Source organism: Stutzerimonas stutzeri (assembly GCF_019090095.1).
GTDB classification, from domain to species: Bacteria; Pseudomonadota; Gammaproteobacteria; order Pseudomonadales; family Pseudomonadaceae; genus Stutzerimonas; species Stutzerimonas stutzeri_AN.
Window position 1 is genome coordinate 1,214,238 of the sequence record NZ_JAGQFP010000002.1, and the last position, 16,578, is coordinate 1,230,815.

Below are 16,578 nucleotides of genomic sequence, written 5' to 3' on the forward strand. Positions count from 1 at the left end.
GAAAAAGCCCGGCATGCCGGGCTTTTTTTCGTCCAGCTGGATTCAGTCGGTTTCCAGTGCGCCTGGTGTCGGGACCGGTACCGGCTCGGCGGCGTCGACGTCGCGCTGGATCTGCTCGAGCAGCGAGCCAGGTTCCGCGGGTTCCGGCTCGATGCGGGCCGGAGCCTCGGGCGCGGGGCGGTCGGTGCCGAGGATCGCCTCGTCACGGCTGACGCCTGGCTTGAAGTCGCCAGCCAGGCCAGCCAGCTGGTCGTTGGCATTGAACACCAGGCTGACGCGTTCTTGCTGGCGCTGGGTGCCGCCCGGTTGAATGCTGTAGAGGTAATCCCAGCGGTTGGCGTGGAAGGTGTCGGTAATCAGCGGACTACCCATGATAAACCGTACTTGCGAACGGGTCATTCCTGGGCGCAACTGGTCTATCATGTCCTGCGTAACGACATTGCCCTGTTGAATATCGACCTTGTAAACCCCGGGGAATGAACAACCGGCGAGTGCGAACAGGCCCACGAGTGTGAGACTGGACAGCATGAGCTTGGTGTTTTGCATCGGTAGGTGACTTCCACTATCTTGGCTGGGCAAAGCCCGGATCATACCCGTATTGAAGGAGGCTGCGAAACAGCAGCAGCGAGAAAGCCAACCATGGTAGAAAATAGCGAACTACGCAAAGCTGGCCTCAAGGTAACCCTGCCGCGGGTCAAGATCCTGCAAATGCTGGACACCACCGATCAGCGCCACATGAGCGCCGAGGATGTCTATAAGGCATTGATGGAGGCCGGTGAAGATGTCGGTCTGGCGACGGTTTATCGGGTATTGACCCAGTTCGAGGCGGCCGGGCTGGTGGTTCGGCACAATTTCGACGGCGGCCACGCGGTATTCGAGCTGGCCGATGGGGGGCATCATGATCATATGGTGTGCGTCGATAGCGGCGACGTCATCGAGTTCTTCGATCCTGAGATCGAGAAGCTGCAAAAGGAAATCGTCAAGCGTCACGGCTACGAATTGGTCGACCATAACCTAGTGCTTTACGTCCGCAAGAAGGCGGACTAAGCCCTACGCAGCGAGGCGGTGATGCCGCCTCGGTTGACGAACCCCGCCACCTGGCGGGGTTTTGTTTTTCTGCCCCGTGAACTGCGCCGGCCCCTGCTTCCCGTCTGCCATGGTCACGGCAGCAGACGAGCGTCATGAGCGATACGTTCATGTCTTGAGCTGGCACGGCTACGCAACGTTTCTCCGTCTCGCAACCGTGGCGCCATGCCTCTATGCAGGCGCTACTGGCTCAGGAGGCTTGCGCCGATCCGATCATTTGTCTGGCGTGGGCCAGTGCCTGCTCTGTCAGATCGACGCCGCCGAGCATGCGTGCGATCTCTTCGACGCGTTGGCTGTTATCCAGGGTAGCGACCGCCGTATGGGTTTCGTCGGTGCCGCGAGCCTTGTGCACGAACAAATGATGGTGCCCCTGCGCCGCGACCTGTGGCAGGTGCGTCACGGTCAGCACCTGGCCGCGTTCGCCGAGTCGACGCAGCAGCTGCCCGACAACCTCGGCGGTCGGTCCGCCGATGCCGACGTCCACTTCGTCGAACACCAGCGTAGGGATGCGCGAGGTTTGCGCGGTAATGACCTGAATCGCCAGGCTGATACGCGACAGCTCGCCACCCGATGCCACCTTCGCCAGCGGGCGCAGTGGCTGGCCAGGGTTGGCGCTGACCAGAAATTCCACCTGCTCCATGCCGTAGGGTGGGAATTCGCCTTCTGCGCTGGGCTTCAAGACGACGCTGAACTTGCCACCCGGCATGCCGAGTCGCTGAATCTCCGCTTCGACCGCAACGGCCAACGATTCGGCTGCTTGTTGGCGAGCGGCGCTCAACTCTCCGGCTTTCTCCTTGTAGTGTCGCTCATAGGCGGCGAGCTCTTCGCCGAGCCGCTCCAGTGCGGTGTCGTCCGCGTTCAGGCCTTCCAGTTCTTCCAGTAGACGTTGTTGCAGTGCGGGTAGCTCCGGAGGTTGTACGCGATGTTTGCGCGCCAGCGTATAGATGCTGTCGAGGCGTTCTTCCAGGGCCTGCTGTCGTTGTGGGTCCGAGTCGAAATGATCGAGGAAACGATTGAGTTCTCCGACCGCTTCTTCGACCTGAATCTGCGCGCTGGATAACAGATTGACCGCCTCGCCCAGCGCGCCGGGCTGGTGCTGGAAGCCCGTCAGGCGCTGCAGGCTCGAGGTCAGTGCCGAAAGGACGTTGCCCGCATCGCTCTCGCTGCACAGGTCAATCACCTGGCGACAGGCACCAAGCAGGTGTTCGGCGTTGGAGAGGTTCTTGTGCTCTTGCTCCAGCTGCTCGAGCTCATCCTCGCCCAGGGCGAGGGCCTCGAGTTCTTCCAGTTGATAACTCAGCAATTGATGGCGCGCACGCTGTTCATCGCTGCAGTTGCTCAGGCGCTCCAGGCTTTGCCGGGTCTGCCGCCAGCGCTGGGCGGCGAGCTGTACCTGGCGCGCGAGGTCCTGGCTGCCGCTGTATTCGTCGAGCAGACGGCGGTGGGTGTCCAGCTTGAGCAGCGACTGGTGCTCGTGCTGGCTGTGAATGTCGATCAGGAGCTCGCCCAGTGCCTTGAGGTCGCCCTGCGGGCAGGGCGTGCCATTGATATAGCCGCGCGAACGGCCTTCGGCGGTGATCACGCGGCGAAGGATGCACGGCCCATCGTTGTTCAGATCGCGTTCGGCCAACCAGGCCTGCGCATCAGGTATGTCATCGAGGTCAAAGCTGGCGAGGATATCGGCTTTGTCCGCACCGATACGGACCACGCTGCTGTCGGCGCGGTCGCCAAGCGTAAGGCCGAGGGCGTCCAGCATGATCGATTTGCCGGCGCCGGTTTCACCGCTGATCACGCTCATGCCGCGCTTAAGCTCGAGGTCGAGGTGTTCGACGATGGCGTAGTTGTGAACGGAGAGATGGACCAGCATGGCAGAGCTCCTGCGTCGTTGACTGGCTGTTTATACAGTGCTTTCGGTGAGCGCTTCAAGCGCCAGTAGCTGGGCGGTGTGTAAACCAAACGGGCAGGTGGCGACGGGTTTTCGCGAGGCGGGGCGCAGGGCGTCGTCGAGAATGCCTGGCCGCCCTTGAAGGAAGATTTGCCGCCCCCATATAGCGGCACAAGCGCGGGTCACTGCCCGCTGACGTATCGATGAGGAGGACCGCATGGCCGACGAGCAGAACCTGGACAACCAGACCCCTGAAGAGAATGAGAATGCGCAAGCCGAGGTGGCCGAAGACCTCGCTGCCCGGGTGCAGTCCCTCGAAGAGCAGCTCGCAGCGGCGCAGGACCAGTCGCTGCGCGTAGCCGCTGAGCTGCAGAACATCCGTCGCCGCGCCGAGCAGGACGTGGAAAAAGCGCACAAGTTCGCCCTCGAAAAATTCGCCGGTGATCTGTTGGCTGTCGCCGACAGCCTGGAGCGCGGGCTCGAGCTGTCGAATCCGGACGACGAGGCGGTCAAGCCGATGCGCGAGGGCGTCGAGCTGACGCTGAAGTTGCTGCTCGATACCCTGGCGCGCCATCAGCTGGTGCCGGTCGACCCGCAGGGCGAGCCCTTCAATCCTGAACATCATCAGGCGATGGCCATGGAGGAAAGCACCCATACCGAGCCTGGCAGCGTGCTCAAGGTATTTCAGAAGGGCTATCTGCTTAATGGTCGCCTGCTTCGTCCGGCGATGGTCGTGGTCAGCAAGGCGCCGGCAGAAACACCGCCTTCGATCGATGAGAAGGCTTGAATTCCGGCGACCAATCCCCATCTGGTAGCCAAGCGTTTTTGTATTACCCGCAGCCGGTAAACAGGCGCGGATCAATCAAAGTTCGGAGAGAAACACATGGGCAAAATTATCGGTATCGACCTGGGAACGACCAACTCCTGCGTCTCGGTTCTGGAAAACGGCAAGGCCAAGGTGATCGAGAACGCCGAAGGCGGCCGCACCACACCTTCGATCATTGCGTACTCCAATGATGGCGAAACGCTGGTCGGCCAGTCCGCCAAGCGTCAGGCAGTGACCAACCCGCAGAACACCCTGTATGCGGTCAAGCGTCTCATCGGTCGTCGTTTCGAAGAGGATGTCGTCCAAAAGGACATCAAGATGGTGCCGTACAGCATCGTCAAGGCTGACAACGGCGACGCCTGGGTCGAGGTGAAGGGTCAGAAGATGGCCCCGCCGCAAATCAGTGCCGAAGTGCTGAAGAAAATGAAGAAGACCGCCGAAGACTATCTCGGTGAGCCTGTGACCGAGGCGGTGATCACCGTTCCGGCCTACTTCAACGACAGCCAGCGCCAGGCCACCAAGGACGCCGGTCGCATCGCCGGCCTGGACGTCAAGCGCATCATCAACGAGCCGACCGCCGCGGCGCTGGCCTACGGCATGGACAAGGCCAAGGGCGACCACACCGTGATCGTCTATGACCTGGGTGGCGGTACCTTCGACGTGTCGGTGATCGAGATCGCCGAGGTCGACGGCGAGCATCAGTTCGAAGTATTGGCCACCAACGGCGACACCTTCCTCGGTGGTGAGGACTTCGACATCCGTCTGATCGACTACCTCGTCGACGAGTTCAAGAAAGAAACCGGGATGAACCTCAAGGGTGACCCGCTGGCCATGCAGCGCCTGAAGGAAGCGGCCGAGAAGGCCAAGATCGAGCTGTCCTCCAGCCAGCAGACCGACGTCAACCTGCCGTACATCACCGCAGACTCGACCGGTCCGAAGCATCTGAACGTGAAGATCTCCCGTGCCAAGCTGGAAGCGCTGGTCGAGGACCTGGTGCAGCGCACCATCGAGCCGTGCCGCATGGCGATGAAGGACGCTGGCATCGACGTCTCCAAGATCGACGACGTGATCCTGGTGGGCGGCCAGACCCGCATGCCGCTGGTGCAGCAGAAAGTGGCCGAATTCTTCGGCAAGGAAGCGCGCAAGGACGTCAACCCTGACGAAGCCGTTGCCATGGGGGCCGCGATTCAGGGCGCCGTTCTGGCTGGTGACGTGAAGGACGTGCTGCTGCTCGACGTCAGCCCGCTGACCCTGGGTATCGAAACCATGGGCGGCGTGATGACTGCGCTGATCGAAAAGAACACCACCATCCCGACCAAGAAGTCGCAGGTGTTCTCGACGGCCGACGACAACCAGAGCGCCGTGACCATTCACGTGCTGCAAGGCGAGCGCAAGCAGGCGGCGCAGAACAAGTCGCTGGGTCGTTTCGACCTGGCCGAGATTCCGCCGGCGCCGCGTGGCGTGCCGCAGATCGAGGTGACCTTCGATATCGACGCCAACGGCATCCTGCACGTATCGGCGAAGGACAAGGCCACCGGCAAGCATCAGTCCATCGTGATCAAGGCCAACTCGGGCCTGTCCGAGGAAGAAATCGAGCAGATGGTGCGCGATGCCGAGGCTAACGCCGAGGAAGACCGCAAGTTCGAGGAACTGGTCACCGCGCGCAACCAGGGCGATCAACTGGTCCATGCGACTCGCAAGATGCTGACCGAAGCGGGCGACAAAGCCACCGAGGAAGACAAGGCCAGTATCGAGAAGGCCATTGGCGAGCTGGAAGCGGCGATCAAGGGCGACGACAAGGCCGAGATCGAAGCCAAGATCGCAGCGGTGTCCCAGGCTTCCACGCCGTTGGCGCAGAAGATGTATGCCGAGCAGCCGCAGGGTGGCGAAGGCCAGCCGGCTGGCGACAGCGCGCAGGGCGGTGACGACGTGGTCGACGCCGAGTTCGAAGAGGTCAAGGACAACAAGTAAGCCGCGGCTTATGACCTCCATGACCGATAGGGTGGGGCTGTCCTCGTGATGGCCGCCCTGTCCGACCCGTTGCGGTGATGCCGTGACGGGCCTGATCGCCGCGCGGGGGCTTGCTCCCGCGTCGGCGTGTCTGGAGGGTACGAATTTGAAGGTTCAGGATATTTATGGCCAAACGTGACTATTACGAAGTGCTGGGTGTCGAGCGCGGCGCCAGCGAGGCGGAGCTGAAAAAGGCTTATCGCCGTCTCGCGATGAAGCACCATCCGGACCGTAATCCCGGAGACAAAGCCGCCGAAGACGCGTTCAAGGAAGCCAACGAGGCTTACGAGGTGCTGTCCGATGCGAGCAAGCGTCAGGCCTACGATCAGTACGGTCATGCTGGCGTCGATCCGCAGATGGGTGCGGGTGCGGGCGGTGCGGGCTATGGCGGAGCCAACTTCTCCGACATCTTCGGCGACGTCTTCAGCGATTTCTTCAGTGGCGCGCGTGGCAGTTCGCGTGGCGGTGCCCAGCGCGGCAGTGACCTGCGCTACACGCTGGAGCTGGATCTCGAGGAGGCTGTGCGCGGCACCACGGTGACGATTCGTGTGCCGACGTTGGTCGAGTGCAAGACCTGTGATGGGTCGGGCGCGAAGAAGGGCACCAGCCCGGTGACCTGTACGACCTGCGGCGGTATTGGCCAGGTGCGTATGCAGCAGGGCTTCTTCTCCGTACAGCAGACCTGCCCGCGCTGTCATGGCAGCGGCAAGATGATTTCGGACCCCTGCGGCAGCTGCCACGGGCAAGGGCGGGTCGAGGAGCAGAAGACGCTCTCGGTCAAGGTGCCGCCGGGCGTCGATACCGGAGACCGCATCCGCTTGACTGGCGAAGGCGAGGCGGGCGCGCAGGGTGGCCCGGCGGGCGACCTGTATGTGGTGGTCAATGTGCGCGAGCACCCGATCTTCCAGCGCGACGGCAAGCATCTGTACTGCGAGGTTCCGATCAGCTTTGCCGATGCGGCGCTGGGCGGCGAACTGGAGGTGCCGACGCTGGACGGACGAGTCAAGCTGAAGATTCCCGAGGGCACTCAGACGGGCAAGCAGTTCCGCCTGCGTGGCAAAGGCGTCGCACCGGTTCGTGGCGGCGCCGCTGGCGATCTGTTGTGCCGAGTCGCGGTGGAAACGCCGGTCAACCTGGGCAAGCGCCAGCGCGAGCTGCTGGATGAGTTCCGCAAGACGCTGCAGAGCGACAGTTCTCATTCGCCCAAGGCGAGTGGCTGGTTCGAGGGCGTGAAGCGTTTTTTTGGTGATCTGTAACTCATAGCGGCGAGCACGGTGGCGCCTTTACGGTGCTGCTGTGTTTGCGCTTGCTTGGAGCCGTTTAGATGCGACGTATTGCAGTGATGGGTGCCGCAGGGCGCATGGGCAAGACACTGATCGAGGCCATCCAGCAAACCGCAGGTGCGGCGGGCTTGACCGCCGCGGTCGATCGGCCCGATAGCACCTTGGTGGGCGCGGACGCGGGCGAGCTGGCGGGCATCGGTCGTCTGGGGGTGCCGCTGATAGGCGAAGTGGCGAAGGTCACCGACGAGTTCGATGTGTTGATCGACTTCACGCATCCATCGGTCACCTTGAAGAACCTCGACGTCTGTCGTCGTGCGGGCAAGGCGATGGTCATCGGCACGACCGGTTTTTCCGTCGAGGAAAAGGAAAAGCTGGTGGCGGCCGCGAAAGAGATCCCGATCGTGTTCGCCGCCAACTACAGCGTGGGCGTCAATCTGTGCCTGAAGCTGCTCGATACGGCGGCGCGGGTCCTGGGGGACGAGGTCGATATCGAAATTATCGAGGCGCACCATCGACACAAGGTCGATGCGCCCTCCGGTACTGCGTTGCGCATGGGAGAAGTGATTGCCGATGCGCTGGGGCGGGATCTGCAGCAGGTGGCCGTCTATGGACGTGAAGGGCAGACCGGTGCTCGTCAGCGCGACACCATCGGCTTTGCAACGGTCCGCGCGGGCGATGTGGTGGGTGATCACACCGTGCTGTTCGCTGCCGAAGGGGAGCGTGTGGAGATTACCCACAAGGCGTCCAGTCGCATGACGTTTGCCAAAGGTGCCGTGCGCGCAGCCATGTGGCTGGAGCAACAGCCAGCTGGGCTCTATGACATGCAGGACGTGCTTGGTCTGCGGTAATGCGGTGCCCGCTCGGTGTTGAAGGGCGATTTCGGCTGGACCTGAAAAGGGCTTTTCTGTAAGCTTTCTGTTTTAGTGTGTCCACTAAAAGTTGCGCAGAAATGACTCAAATAAAAAGCGGGATGACCTTCACACGTCATCCCGCTTTTTTACAATCTGCGCCTGCTCCAGCCTTGATCTTTGGGAGGTCTCTTGACTAAGCCAGCCCCTACACCAGCCATTTTGGCTCTTGCCGATGGCAGCATCTTTCGCGGCGAGTCCATCGGCGCCGATGGGCAAACCGTTGGTGAGGTGGTGTTCAATACCGCCATGACCGGCTATCAGGAAATCCTTACCGATCCTTCCTATGCCAAGCAGATCGTCACCCTGACGTATCCGCACGTTGGCAACACCGGTACGACACCGGAAGACGCCGAGTCGTGGAAAGTCTGGGCCGCAGGTCTGGTCATTCGCGACCTGCCGCTGATCTCCAGTAACTGGCGCGACAAGCAATCGCTGCCGGAATACCTCAAAGCCAACGGCACTATCGCGATCGCGGGCATCGATACCCGACGTCTGACTCGTATTCTGCGCGAGAAGGGTGCCCAGGACGGCTGCATCCTGGCGGGCGCCGACGCTACTGAAGAGAAGGCCTTGGAGCTGGCGCGCAGCTTCCCCGGGCTCAAGGGCATGGACCTGGCCAAGGAGGTCAGCGTCAAGGAGCGCTACGAGTGGCGTTCCACCGTCTGGAACCTGAAGGATGACGGCCACGCCGAGATCCCGGCCAGCGAGCTGCCCTACCATGTCGTCGCCTTCGACTACGGCGTGAAGTACAACATTCTACGCATGCTGGTTGCGCGCGGCTGCCGGGTCACCGTGTTGCCTGCGCAGACGCCTGCCAGCGAGGCCCTGGCGCTGAACCCCGATGGCATCTTCCTCGCCAACGGTCCTGGGGATCCGGAGCCCTGCGATTACGCGATCAAGGCGATCCAGGAAGTCCTTGAAACCGAAGTTCCGGTGTTCGGAATCTGCCTCGGCCATCAGCTGCTGGCTCTCGCCTCAGGCGCCCAGACGGTGAAAATGCCGAACGGCCATCACGGCGCCAACCATCCGGTTCAGGATCTGGATACCGGCGTGGTGATGATCACCAGCCAGAACCACGGTTTTGCCGTGGACGAGGCCAGTCTGCCGGGCAATCTGCGGGCGACTCACAAGTCGCTGTTCGATGGCACGCTGCAAGGTATCGAGCGTACCGACAAGGTGGCCTTCAGTTTCCAGGGGCATCCTGAGGCGAGTCCCGGCCCGCATGACGTGGCGCCGCTGTTCGACCGCTTCATCGCTGCCATGGCCAAGCGCCGCTAAGCCCGCCGAGCACAGAATTCGAGAGAGACCATGCCAAAACGTACAGATATCAAAAGCATTCTGATCCTCGGCGCCGGCCCGATCGTCATCGGCCAGGCGTGCGAGTTCGACTATTCCGGTGCCCAGGCGTGCAAGGCGCTGAAGGAAGAAGGTTTCCGCGTCATCCTGGTTAACTCCAACCCGGCCACCATCATGACCGACCCGGCCATGGCCGACGCGACCTACATCGAGCCGATCAAGTGGGCGACCGTAGCCAAGATCATCGAGAAGGAGCGTCCCGACGCCCTGCTGCCGACGATGGGCGGCCAGACCGCGCTGAACTGCGCGCTGGATCTGGAGCGCCACGGCGTGCTGGAAAAGTTCGGTGTCGAGATGATCGGCGCCAACGCGGACACCATCGACAAGGCCGAGGATCGCTCGCGCTTCGACAAGGCCATGAAGAACATCGGCTTGGCCTGCCCCGTCTCTGGCATTGCGCACAACATGGACGAAGCCTACGGCGTCCTCGAAAAGGTCGGTTTCCCTTGCATCATCCGTCCGTCGTTCACCATGGGCGGCACCGGCGGTGGCATTGCCTACAACCGTGAAGAGTTCGAAGAGATCTGCGCGCGCGGCCTCGACCTGTCGCCGACCAGTGAGCTGCTGATCGACGAGTCGCTGATCGGCTGGAAGGAATACGAGATGGAGGTGGTCCGCGACAAGAAGGACAACTGCATCATCGTCTGCGCCATCGAGAACTTCGATCCGATGGGCGTGCACACCGGCGACTCCATCACCGTCGCTCCGGCCCAGACCCTGACCGACAAGGAATACCAGATCCTGCGCAACGCCTCGCTGGCGGTGCTGCGTGAGATCGGTGTGGAAACCGGCGGCTCCAACGTGCAGTTCGGCATCTGCCCGAACACGGGGCGCATGGTCGTGATCGAGATGAACCCACGTGTGTCGCGCTCCTCCGCGCTGGCCTCCAAGGCTACCGGCTTCCCGATCGCCAAGATCGCGGCGAAGCTGGCCGTCGGTTATACCCTCGACGAGCTGCAGAACGACATCACCGGCGGCCGCACTCCGGCATCCTTCGAGCCGGCGATCGACTACGTCGTCACCAAGATCCCGCGTTTCGCCTTCGAAAAATTCCCCAAGGCGGATGCTCGCCTGACCACCCAGATGAAGTCCGTCGGCGAAGTCATGGCCATCGGACGTACCTTCCAGGAGTCCGTGCAGAAAGCGCTGCGCGGTCTGGAAGTCGGTGTGTCCGGCTTCGATCCGAAGCTCGATCTGGCCGATCCCGAGAGCGAAAGCACGCTCAAGCGCGAGCTGACCGTGCCGGGCGCAGACCGCATCTGGTATGTCGCCGATGCCTTCCGTGCCGGCAAGTCCGTCGCGGAAGTCTTCGACCTGACGCGCATCGATGAGTGGTTCCTGGTGCAGATCGAGGATCTGATCAAGGAAGAAGAGCAGATCAAGACGCTGGGTCTGTCCAGCATCGATCGTGACGTGATGTACAAGCTTAAGCGCAAAGGCTTCTCCGACGCGCGCCTGGCCAAGCTGCTCGGCGTGACCGAAAAGAACCTGCGTGCTCACCGGCACAAGCTGAAGGTCCTGCCGGTCTACAAGCGCGTGGACACCTGCGCGGCGGAGTTCGCGACCGATACCGCCTACATGTACTCGACCTACGAGGAAGAGTGCGAGGCCAACCCGTCGAGCCGCGACAAGATCATGATCCTCGGTGGCGGCCCCAACCGCATCGGCCAGGGCATCGAGTTCGACTACTGCTGCGTACATGCGGCACTGGCGATGCGTGACGACGGTTACGAGACCATCATGGTCAACTGCAACCCGGAAACCGTCTCCACCGACTACGACACCTCGGATCGCCTGTATTTCGAGCCGGTGACCCTGGAAGACGTACTGGAAATCGTGCGTGTCGAGCAGCCCAAGGGCGTCATCGTGCAGTACGGTGGCCAGACGCCACTGAAGTTGGCGCGTGCGCTTGAGGAGGCGGGCGTGCCGATCATCGGCACCAGCCCGGACGCTATCGACCGCGCCGAAGACCGCGAGCGTTTCCAGCAGATGGTCGAGCGCCTGAACCTGCGCCAGCCGCCGAACGCGACCGCGCGCAGCGAAGAGGAGGCCCTGGCTGCGTCCAAGGTCATCGGTTATCCGCTGGTGGTGCGTCCGTCCTACGTGCTGGGCGGTCGGGCGATGGAAATCGTCTACCAGGAAGAAGAGCTCAAGCGTTACATGCGCGAGGCGGTGAAGGTTTCCAACGACAGTCCTGTACTGCTGGACCACTTCCTGAACTGTGCCATCGAAGTCGACATCGATGCGGTCTGCGACGGCGAGCAAGTGGTGATCGGCGCGATCATGCAGCATATCGAGCAGGCTGGCGTGCATTCGGGTGACTCGGCATGCTCGCTGCCGCCTTACTCGTTGCCGGCGCACATCCAGGACGAGATTCGCGATCAGGTCAAGAAGATGGCGCTCGAACTCGGCGTCGTCGGTTTGATGAACGTGCAGATGGCCGTGCAGGGTGAGGACATCTTCGTCATCGAAGTGAACCCGCGTGCGTCGCGCACCGTGCCCTTCGTGTCTAAGTGCATCGGTGTTTCGCTGGCGATGATCGCCGCCCGTGTCATGGCCGGCAAAACGCTGGCAGAGGTTGGCCTGACGGACGAAATCATCCCGAACTTCTACAGCGTCAAGGAAGCCGTGTTCCCCTTCGCCAAGTTCCCGGGCGTCGACCCGATCCTTGGCCCGGAGATGAAGTCCACCGGCGAGGTGATGGGCGTGGGCGACAGCTTCGCCGAGGCGTTCGCCAAGGCGCAGCTCGGCGCCAGCGAGATCCTGCCGAACAGCGGCTGCGCCTTCATCAGCGTGCGAGACGATGACAAGCCGCATGTCGCGCAGGTTGCGCGGGACCTCATCGAACTCGGTTTCGAGGTCGTCGGCACCGCCGGCACCGCCAAGATCATCGAGGCGGCCGGGCTGCCGGTGCGCCGGGTCAACAAGGTGACCGAAGGTCGTCCTCACGTTGTCGACATGATCAAAAATGACGAAGTCACGCTGATCATCAATACCACCGAGGGGCGTCAATCCATCGCTGACTCCTACTCGATCCGTCGTAACGCCCTGCAGCACAAGATCTGCTGCACCACCACCTTGGCGGGTGGGCAGGCGATCTGTGAGGCGCTGAAGTTCGGGCCAGAGAAGTCCGTGCGCCGCTTGCAGGATCTCCATGCAGGAATCAACGCATGACAAAATTTCCCATGACCGTCCAGGGCGCACGCGCCCTGGAAGAAGAGCTCAAGCACCTGAAAACCGTACTGCGTCCGCAGATTACCCAGGCGATCGCCGAAGCGCGCGAACTGGGGGATCTCAAGGAGAACGCCGAATACCATGCCGCCCGCGAACAGCAAGGTATGGTGGAGGCACGTATTCGTGACATCGAGGGCCGTCTGCAGAACGCTCAGGTCATCGATGTGGCGAGCATTCCGCACACCGGCAAGGTGATCTTTGGCACCACCGTCGACATCGCCAACGTCGAAACGGATGAAACCGTGACGTACCAGATCGTCGGTGATGACGAATCGGACATCAAACGCGGCAAGTTGTCGGTCAGCTCCCCGATTGCCCGAGCCCTGGTAGGCAAGGAAGAGGGGGACGTGGTGGCAGTCAAGACGCCCAGTGGCGTGGTCGAGTATGAAATCGTCGAGGTTCGTCATATCTGATCGGCCTGCAATGCGTGCGGGCGTGATCAGTTGGCAGCTGGCCCAGACATTCTGGGTCGGCGGCCTCTGGTTGTTGCAGTTCGTAATGCTGCCAGCGCTGGCGAAATTCGGCCTGGCGCCGCTGCTGCTCGAGGAGATCGCGGCTGCCCTTAGGCCATTACTGGTGGGGTTCGCGGCGTTCTGTGTGGTGCTTCAGGCTGTGGTGCTGATTCAGATCGGCGGCTTTCGCAGCCTCTGGCGAGACGTGCGCGGGCAGTTGCTGCTTGCGGTTCTGCTGTTGGCGGCGAGCTATTTCGTGGTGAAGGCCAATGCGGTCGGGTCGACGTACTGGCTGTTGTTCAGCTATCAGGTGATGGGCTTGTGCGGGCTGCTTCTGGTCCTGCAGGTCGCTCCCGGGCGAGAGCGATAGCGCAGGGCTCGATGACTCAACCCTGAAAGCGGTGAACGTTCGAGAGTTGCTTGTTCACTTTCGGATTTTTGCGATAGATCAGCGCCATCTTGCCGATGGACTGCACCAGTTCACAGCCGCCGATCTTGCACAGTTCGTCCATCAGCGCACGGCGGTCATCGCGCTCGGTGATTCGCAACTGAACCTTGATGAGCTCATGATCGCTCAGAGCACGTTCCAGTTCGGCTTGAACGCCTTCGGTCAGGCCATTCTCGGACACGATCAGGACCGGCTTGAGGTGATGGCCGATGGATTTGTACTGTTTCTTCTGCTCGTTGGTGAGCGGCATAATTCGACCCTTGCGTCAGAACCCTTGAAAAACGGCGGCTAGTGTAACTGACACGCCTTGAGCCGCACAGATGAGGTAACAGCTTGGCACGCTCCAAGACCAGCCCGCGTTGGCTGAAAGAACATTTCGACGACCCCTATGTGAAGATGGCGCAGCGCGATGGCTATCGGTCCCGAGCAAGCTACAAGCTGCTCGAGATTCAGGAGAAGGATCGTATCCTGCGTCCCGGCATGACGGTCGTCGATCTCGGTGCGGCACCGGGCGGTTGGTCCCAGGTCACCAGTCGTGTGATCGGGGATCGTGGCCGGCTGATCGCATCCGATATCCTGCCGATGGATAGCATCGCGGACGTCACGTTCGTGCTTGGGGATTTCACCGAGGACGAGGTATTTGCCGAAATCCTTCAAGCCATCGGCGATACGCAGGTGGACCTTGTGATTTCCGATATGGCCCCCAATATGAGTGGGGTGAAGGTCGCCGATCAGGCAAAAGCGATGTTCCTGTGCGAGCTGGCGCTGGATCTGGCCATGCGAGTGTTGCGGCCAGGTGGCGATTTCCTGATCAAGGTGTTTCAGGGGGAGGGCTTCGATGCCTACCTGAAAGAGGTTCGGCAGAATTTCGACAAGGTGCAAATGCGCAAGCCGCTATCGTCCAGGGATCGCTCGCGTGAACAGTATCTTCTGGCCCGAGGCTATCGCGCGGCCGGCAACGAGATGTCCGAACCGCGGTCCTAACTGCAGTCGAGGAAAAATGCCAGGGCAGGTGCCATTTGCCCGACTTTACCGGCTAGCATGTTTCATATCGGGTTACAGACCAAGCTGCCCGTTCAGCGACGTTGTGTAGTAAGTTAGGCCGAGAGCGAGATCGGCCGTCATGCAGGCTCCCGACAACAGGCCTGCTCCAGAGGGTAGTGAATTGAACGACATGGCGAAAAACCTGATTCTGTGGTTGATCATTGCCGCTGTCCTGGTGACGGTGATGAACAACTTTTCCAGCCCGACCGAGCCGCAGACGCTTAACTATTCCGATTTCATCGAGCAGGTGAAGGAAGGGCGAGTCGAGCGCGTGACGGTCGATGGCTATGTCATTACCGGCAAGCGTAGCGACGGCGAGACGTTCAAGACGATCCGGCCGGCGATTCAGGACAACGGTTTGATCGGCGACCTGATCAACAACAACGTTGTGATCGAAGGTAAGCAGCCAGAACAGCAGAGCATCTGGACGCAGCTATTGGTGGCCAGCTTCCCGATTCTGGTCATCATTGCCGTGTTCATGTTCTTCATGCGCCAGATGCAGGGCGGTGCAGGCGGCAAGGGTGGGCCCATGAGTTTCGGCAAGAGCAAGGCGCGCCTGCTTTCCGAGGACCAGGTCAAGACCACTTTTGCTGACGTGGCCGGTTGTGACGAGGCCAAAGAAGAAGTCACCGAGCTGGTTGAATTTCTTCGCGACCCGGGCAAGTTCCAACGCCTGGGTGGTCGCATCCCGCGAGGCGTGCTGATGGTGGGCTCGCCGGGTACCGGTAAGACCCTGCTGGCCAAGGCTGTAGCTGGCGAGGCGAAGGTTCCTTTCTTTACGATTTCCGGTTCCGACTTCGTCGAGATGTTCGTCGGTGTCGGCGCCAGCCGCGTGCGCGACATGTTCGAGCAGGCCAAGAAGCATGCGCCTTGCATCATTTTCATCGACGAAATCGACGCGGTGGGCCGCCACCGTGGCGCTGGTCTGGGCGGTGGTCATGACGAGCGCGAGCAGACCCTCAACCAGCTGCTGGTGGAGATGGACGGTTTCGAGATGAACGATGGCATCATCGTGATCGCCGCAACCAACCGGCCGGACGTGCTCGACCCCGCGCTGTTGCGCCCGGGCCGCTTCGATCGTCAGGTTGTCGTTGGGCTTCCGGATATCCGTGGCCGCGAACAGATCCTTAAAGTCCATATGCGCAAGGTTCCGCTCGGTGACAGCGTCGAGCCGGCATTGATTGCACGCGGCACGCCCGGATTCTCGGGTGCCGATCTGGCCAACCTGGTCAATGAGGCTTCGCTGTTCGCCGCCCGCGCCGGTAAGCGCGTGGTTGAGATGAAGGAGTTCGAACTGGCGAAGGACAAGATCATGATGGGCGCTGAGCGCAAATCCATGGTCATGTCTGAAAAAGAGCGCCTCAATACCGCTTATCACGAAGCGGGTCACGCCATCGTCGGGCGCATCGTGCCGGAGCATGACCCGGTCTATAAGGTGTCGATCATCCCGCGTGGTCGGGCCCTGGGCGTGACCATGTTCCTCCCGGAAGAGGATCGCTACAGCCTTTCCAAGCGCGCGTTGATCAGCCAGATCTGCTCGCTGTTCGGTGGTCGTATTGCCGAAGAAATGACGCTTGGCTTCGAGGGAGTGACCACTGGCGCATCTAACGACATCATGCGAGCGACTCAGTTGGCGCGGAACATGGTCACCAAGTGGGGGCTTTCCGAGAAGCTCGGTCCGCTGATGTATGCCGAGGAAGAGGGCGAAGTGTTCCTGGGTCGAAGCGCCGGCAGTCAGCACGCCAATGTGTCTGGCGACACGGCAAAGCTGATCGATCTTGAGGTCCGCAGCATCATTGACCAGTGCTATGGCACCGCCAAGCAGATCCTGGCCGATAATCGCGACAAGCTGGACCTGATGGCTGAGACGCTGATGAAGTACGAAACCATCGACTCTGATCAGATCGACGACATCATGGCTGGCCGAACACCTCGCGAGCCGCGTGATTGGCAGGATGGTTCCGGTTCGACGGGAACCCCGGTGCAGCCTGAAAACGGGCGTCCGCAAACGCCGATCGGCGGTCCTGCCGGCGAGCACTAAGC

The 16,578-nt window shown here is 61.4% G+C and carries 14 protein-coding genes; 11 read left to right on the forward strand and 3 right to left on the reverse strand.

The window, feature by feature from the left end; genetic code table 11:
- Nucleotides 1-42: 42 nt before the first annotated feature.
- A complete protein-coding gene (locus KVO92_RS15140; RefSeq protein ID WP_217476382.1) occupies nt 43-546 on the reverse strand; it encodes an outer membrane protein assembly factor BamE in 504 nt (167 codons plus the stop codon).
- A gap of 93 nt (nt 547-639) precedes the next feature.
- Between KVO92_RS15140 and fur the strand changes: the two genes are divergently transcribed.
- The gene (gene fur, locus KVO92_RS15145) at nt 640-1,047 is read left to right on the forward strand and encodes a ferric iron uptake transcriptional regulator (protein WP_021209135.1); all 408 of its coding nucleotides are present in this window, start codon (nt 640-642) and stop codon (nt 1,045-1,047) included.
- Nucleotides 1,048-1,276: 229 nt separating this feature from the next.
- On the opposite strand, the gene recN is transcribed toward fur, so the two are convergent.
- Nucleotides 1,277-2,953: a DNA repair protein RecN gene (recN, locus tag KVO92_RS15150; protein ID WP_217476383.1), complete on the reverse strand. Its 1,677-nt coding sequence runs from the start codon at nt 2,951-2,953 to the stop codon at nt 1,277-1,279.
- 235 nt (nt 2,954-3,188) lie between these two features.
- On the opposite strand from recN, the gene grpE reads away from it, so the two are divergent.
- From grpE to KVO92_RS15190, 8 genes are all read left to right on the forward strand, one after another.
- Nucleotides 3,189-3,758, forward strand: a complete 570-nt coding sequence (grpE, locus tag KVO92_RS15155) for a nucleotide exchange factor GrpE (protein ID WP_217476384.1) — start codon at nt 3,189-3,191, stop codon at nt 3,756-3,758.
- 96 nt (nt 3,759-3,854) lie between these two features.
- Nucleotides 3,855-5,768: a molecular chaperone DnaK gene (gene dnaK, locus KVO92_RS15160; protein ID WP_217476385.1), complete on the forward strand. Its 1,914-nt coding sequence runs from the start codon at nt 3,855-3,857 to the stop codon at nt 5,766-5,768.
- Between the two features lie 164 nt (nt 5,769-5,932).
- Entirely contained in the window at nt 5,933-7,063 is a 1,131-nt protein-coding gene (dnaJ, locus tag KVO92_RS15165; protein WP_217476386.1) for a molecular chaperone DnaJ, read from the forward strand.
- Between the two features lie 68 nt (nt 7,064-7,131).
- On the forward strand, nt 7,132-7,938 hold the full coding sequence (gene dapB, locus KVO92_RS15170; protein ID WP_217476387.1) for a 4-hydroxy-tetrahydrodipicolinate reductase: 807 nt from the start codon (nt 7,132-7,134) through the stop codon (nt 7,936-7,938).
- A 192-nt stretch (nt 7,939-8,130) separates the two neighbouring features.
- A complete protein-coding gene (carA, locus tag KVO92_RS15175) occupies nt 8,131-9,279 on the forward strand; it encodes a glutamine-hydrolyzing carbamoyl-phosphate synthase small subunit (RefSeq protein ID WP_217476388.1) in 1,149 nt (382 codons plus the stop codon).
- 30 nt (nt 9,280-9,309) lie between these two features.
- Nucleotides 9,310-12,531, forward strand: coding sequence for a carbamoyl-phosphate synthase large subunit (gene carB / locus KVO92_RS15180; protein WP_217476389.1), 3,222 nt, complete (start codon nt 9,310-9,312; stop codon nt 12,529-12,531).
- On the forward strand, nt 12,528-13,004 hold the full coding sequence (gene greA, locus KVO92_RS15185) for a transcription elongation factor GreA (protein WP_217476390.1): 477 nt from the start codon (nt 12,528-12,530) through the stop codon (nt 13,002-13,004). Before carB ends, greA begins: the two co-directional genes overlap by 4 nt.
- Nucleotides 13,005-13,014: 10 nt before the next feature.
- Nucleotides 13,015-13,413 (forward strand): DUF4149 domain-containing protein, encoded by a 399-nt coding sequence (locus KVO92_RS15190; RefSeq protein ID WP_217476391.1) that lies wholly within the window; start codon nt 13,015-13,017, stop codon nt 13,411-13,413.
- Between the two features lie 16 nt (nt 13,414-13,429).
- Here the strand turns inward: KVO92_RS15190 and KVO92_RS15195 are convergent, their stop codons facing one another.
- Nucleotides 13,430-13,741 (reverse strand): YhbY family RNA-binding protein, encoded by a 312-nt coding sequence (locus KVO92_RS15195; RefSeq protein ID WP_217476392.1) that lies wholly within the window; start codon nt 13,739-13,741, stop codon nt 13,430-13,432.
- 83 nt (nt 13,742-13,824) lie between these two features.
- Here KVO92_RS15195 and rlmE point away from each other — a divergent pair, with 83 nt between their 5' ends.
- Entirely contained in the window at nt 13,825-14,475 is a 651-nt protein-coding gene (gene rlmE / locus KVO92_RS15200) for a 23S rRNA (uridine(2552)-2'-O)-methyltransferase RlmE (RefSeq protein ID WP_217476393.1), read from the forward strand.
- A gap of 190 nt (nt 14,476-14,665) precedes the next feature.
- The gene (ftsH, locus tag KVO92_RS15205; protein WP_102847567.1) at nt 14,666-16,576 is read left to right on the forward strand and encodes an ATP-dependent zinc metalloprotease FtsH; all 1,911 of its coding nucleotides are present in this window, start codon (nt 14,666-14,668) and stop codon (nt 16,574-16,576) included.
- The last annotated feature ends 2 nt before the right edge of the window (nt 16,577-16,578 follow it).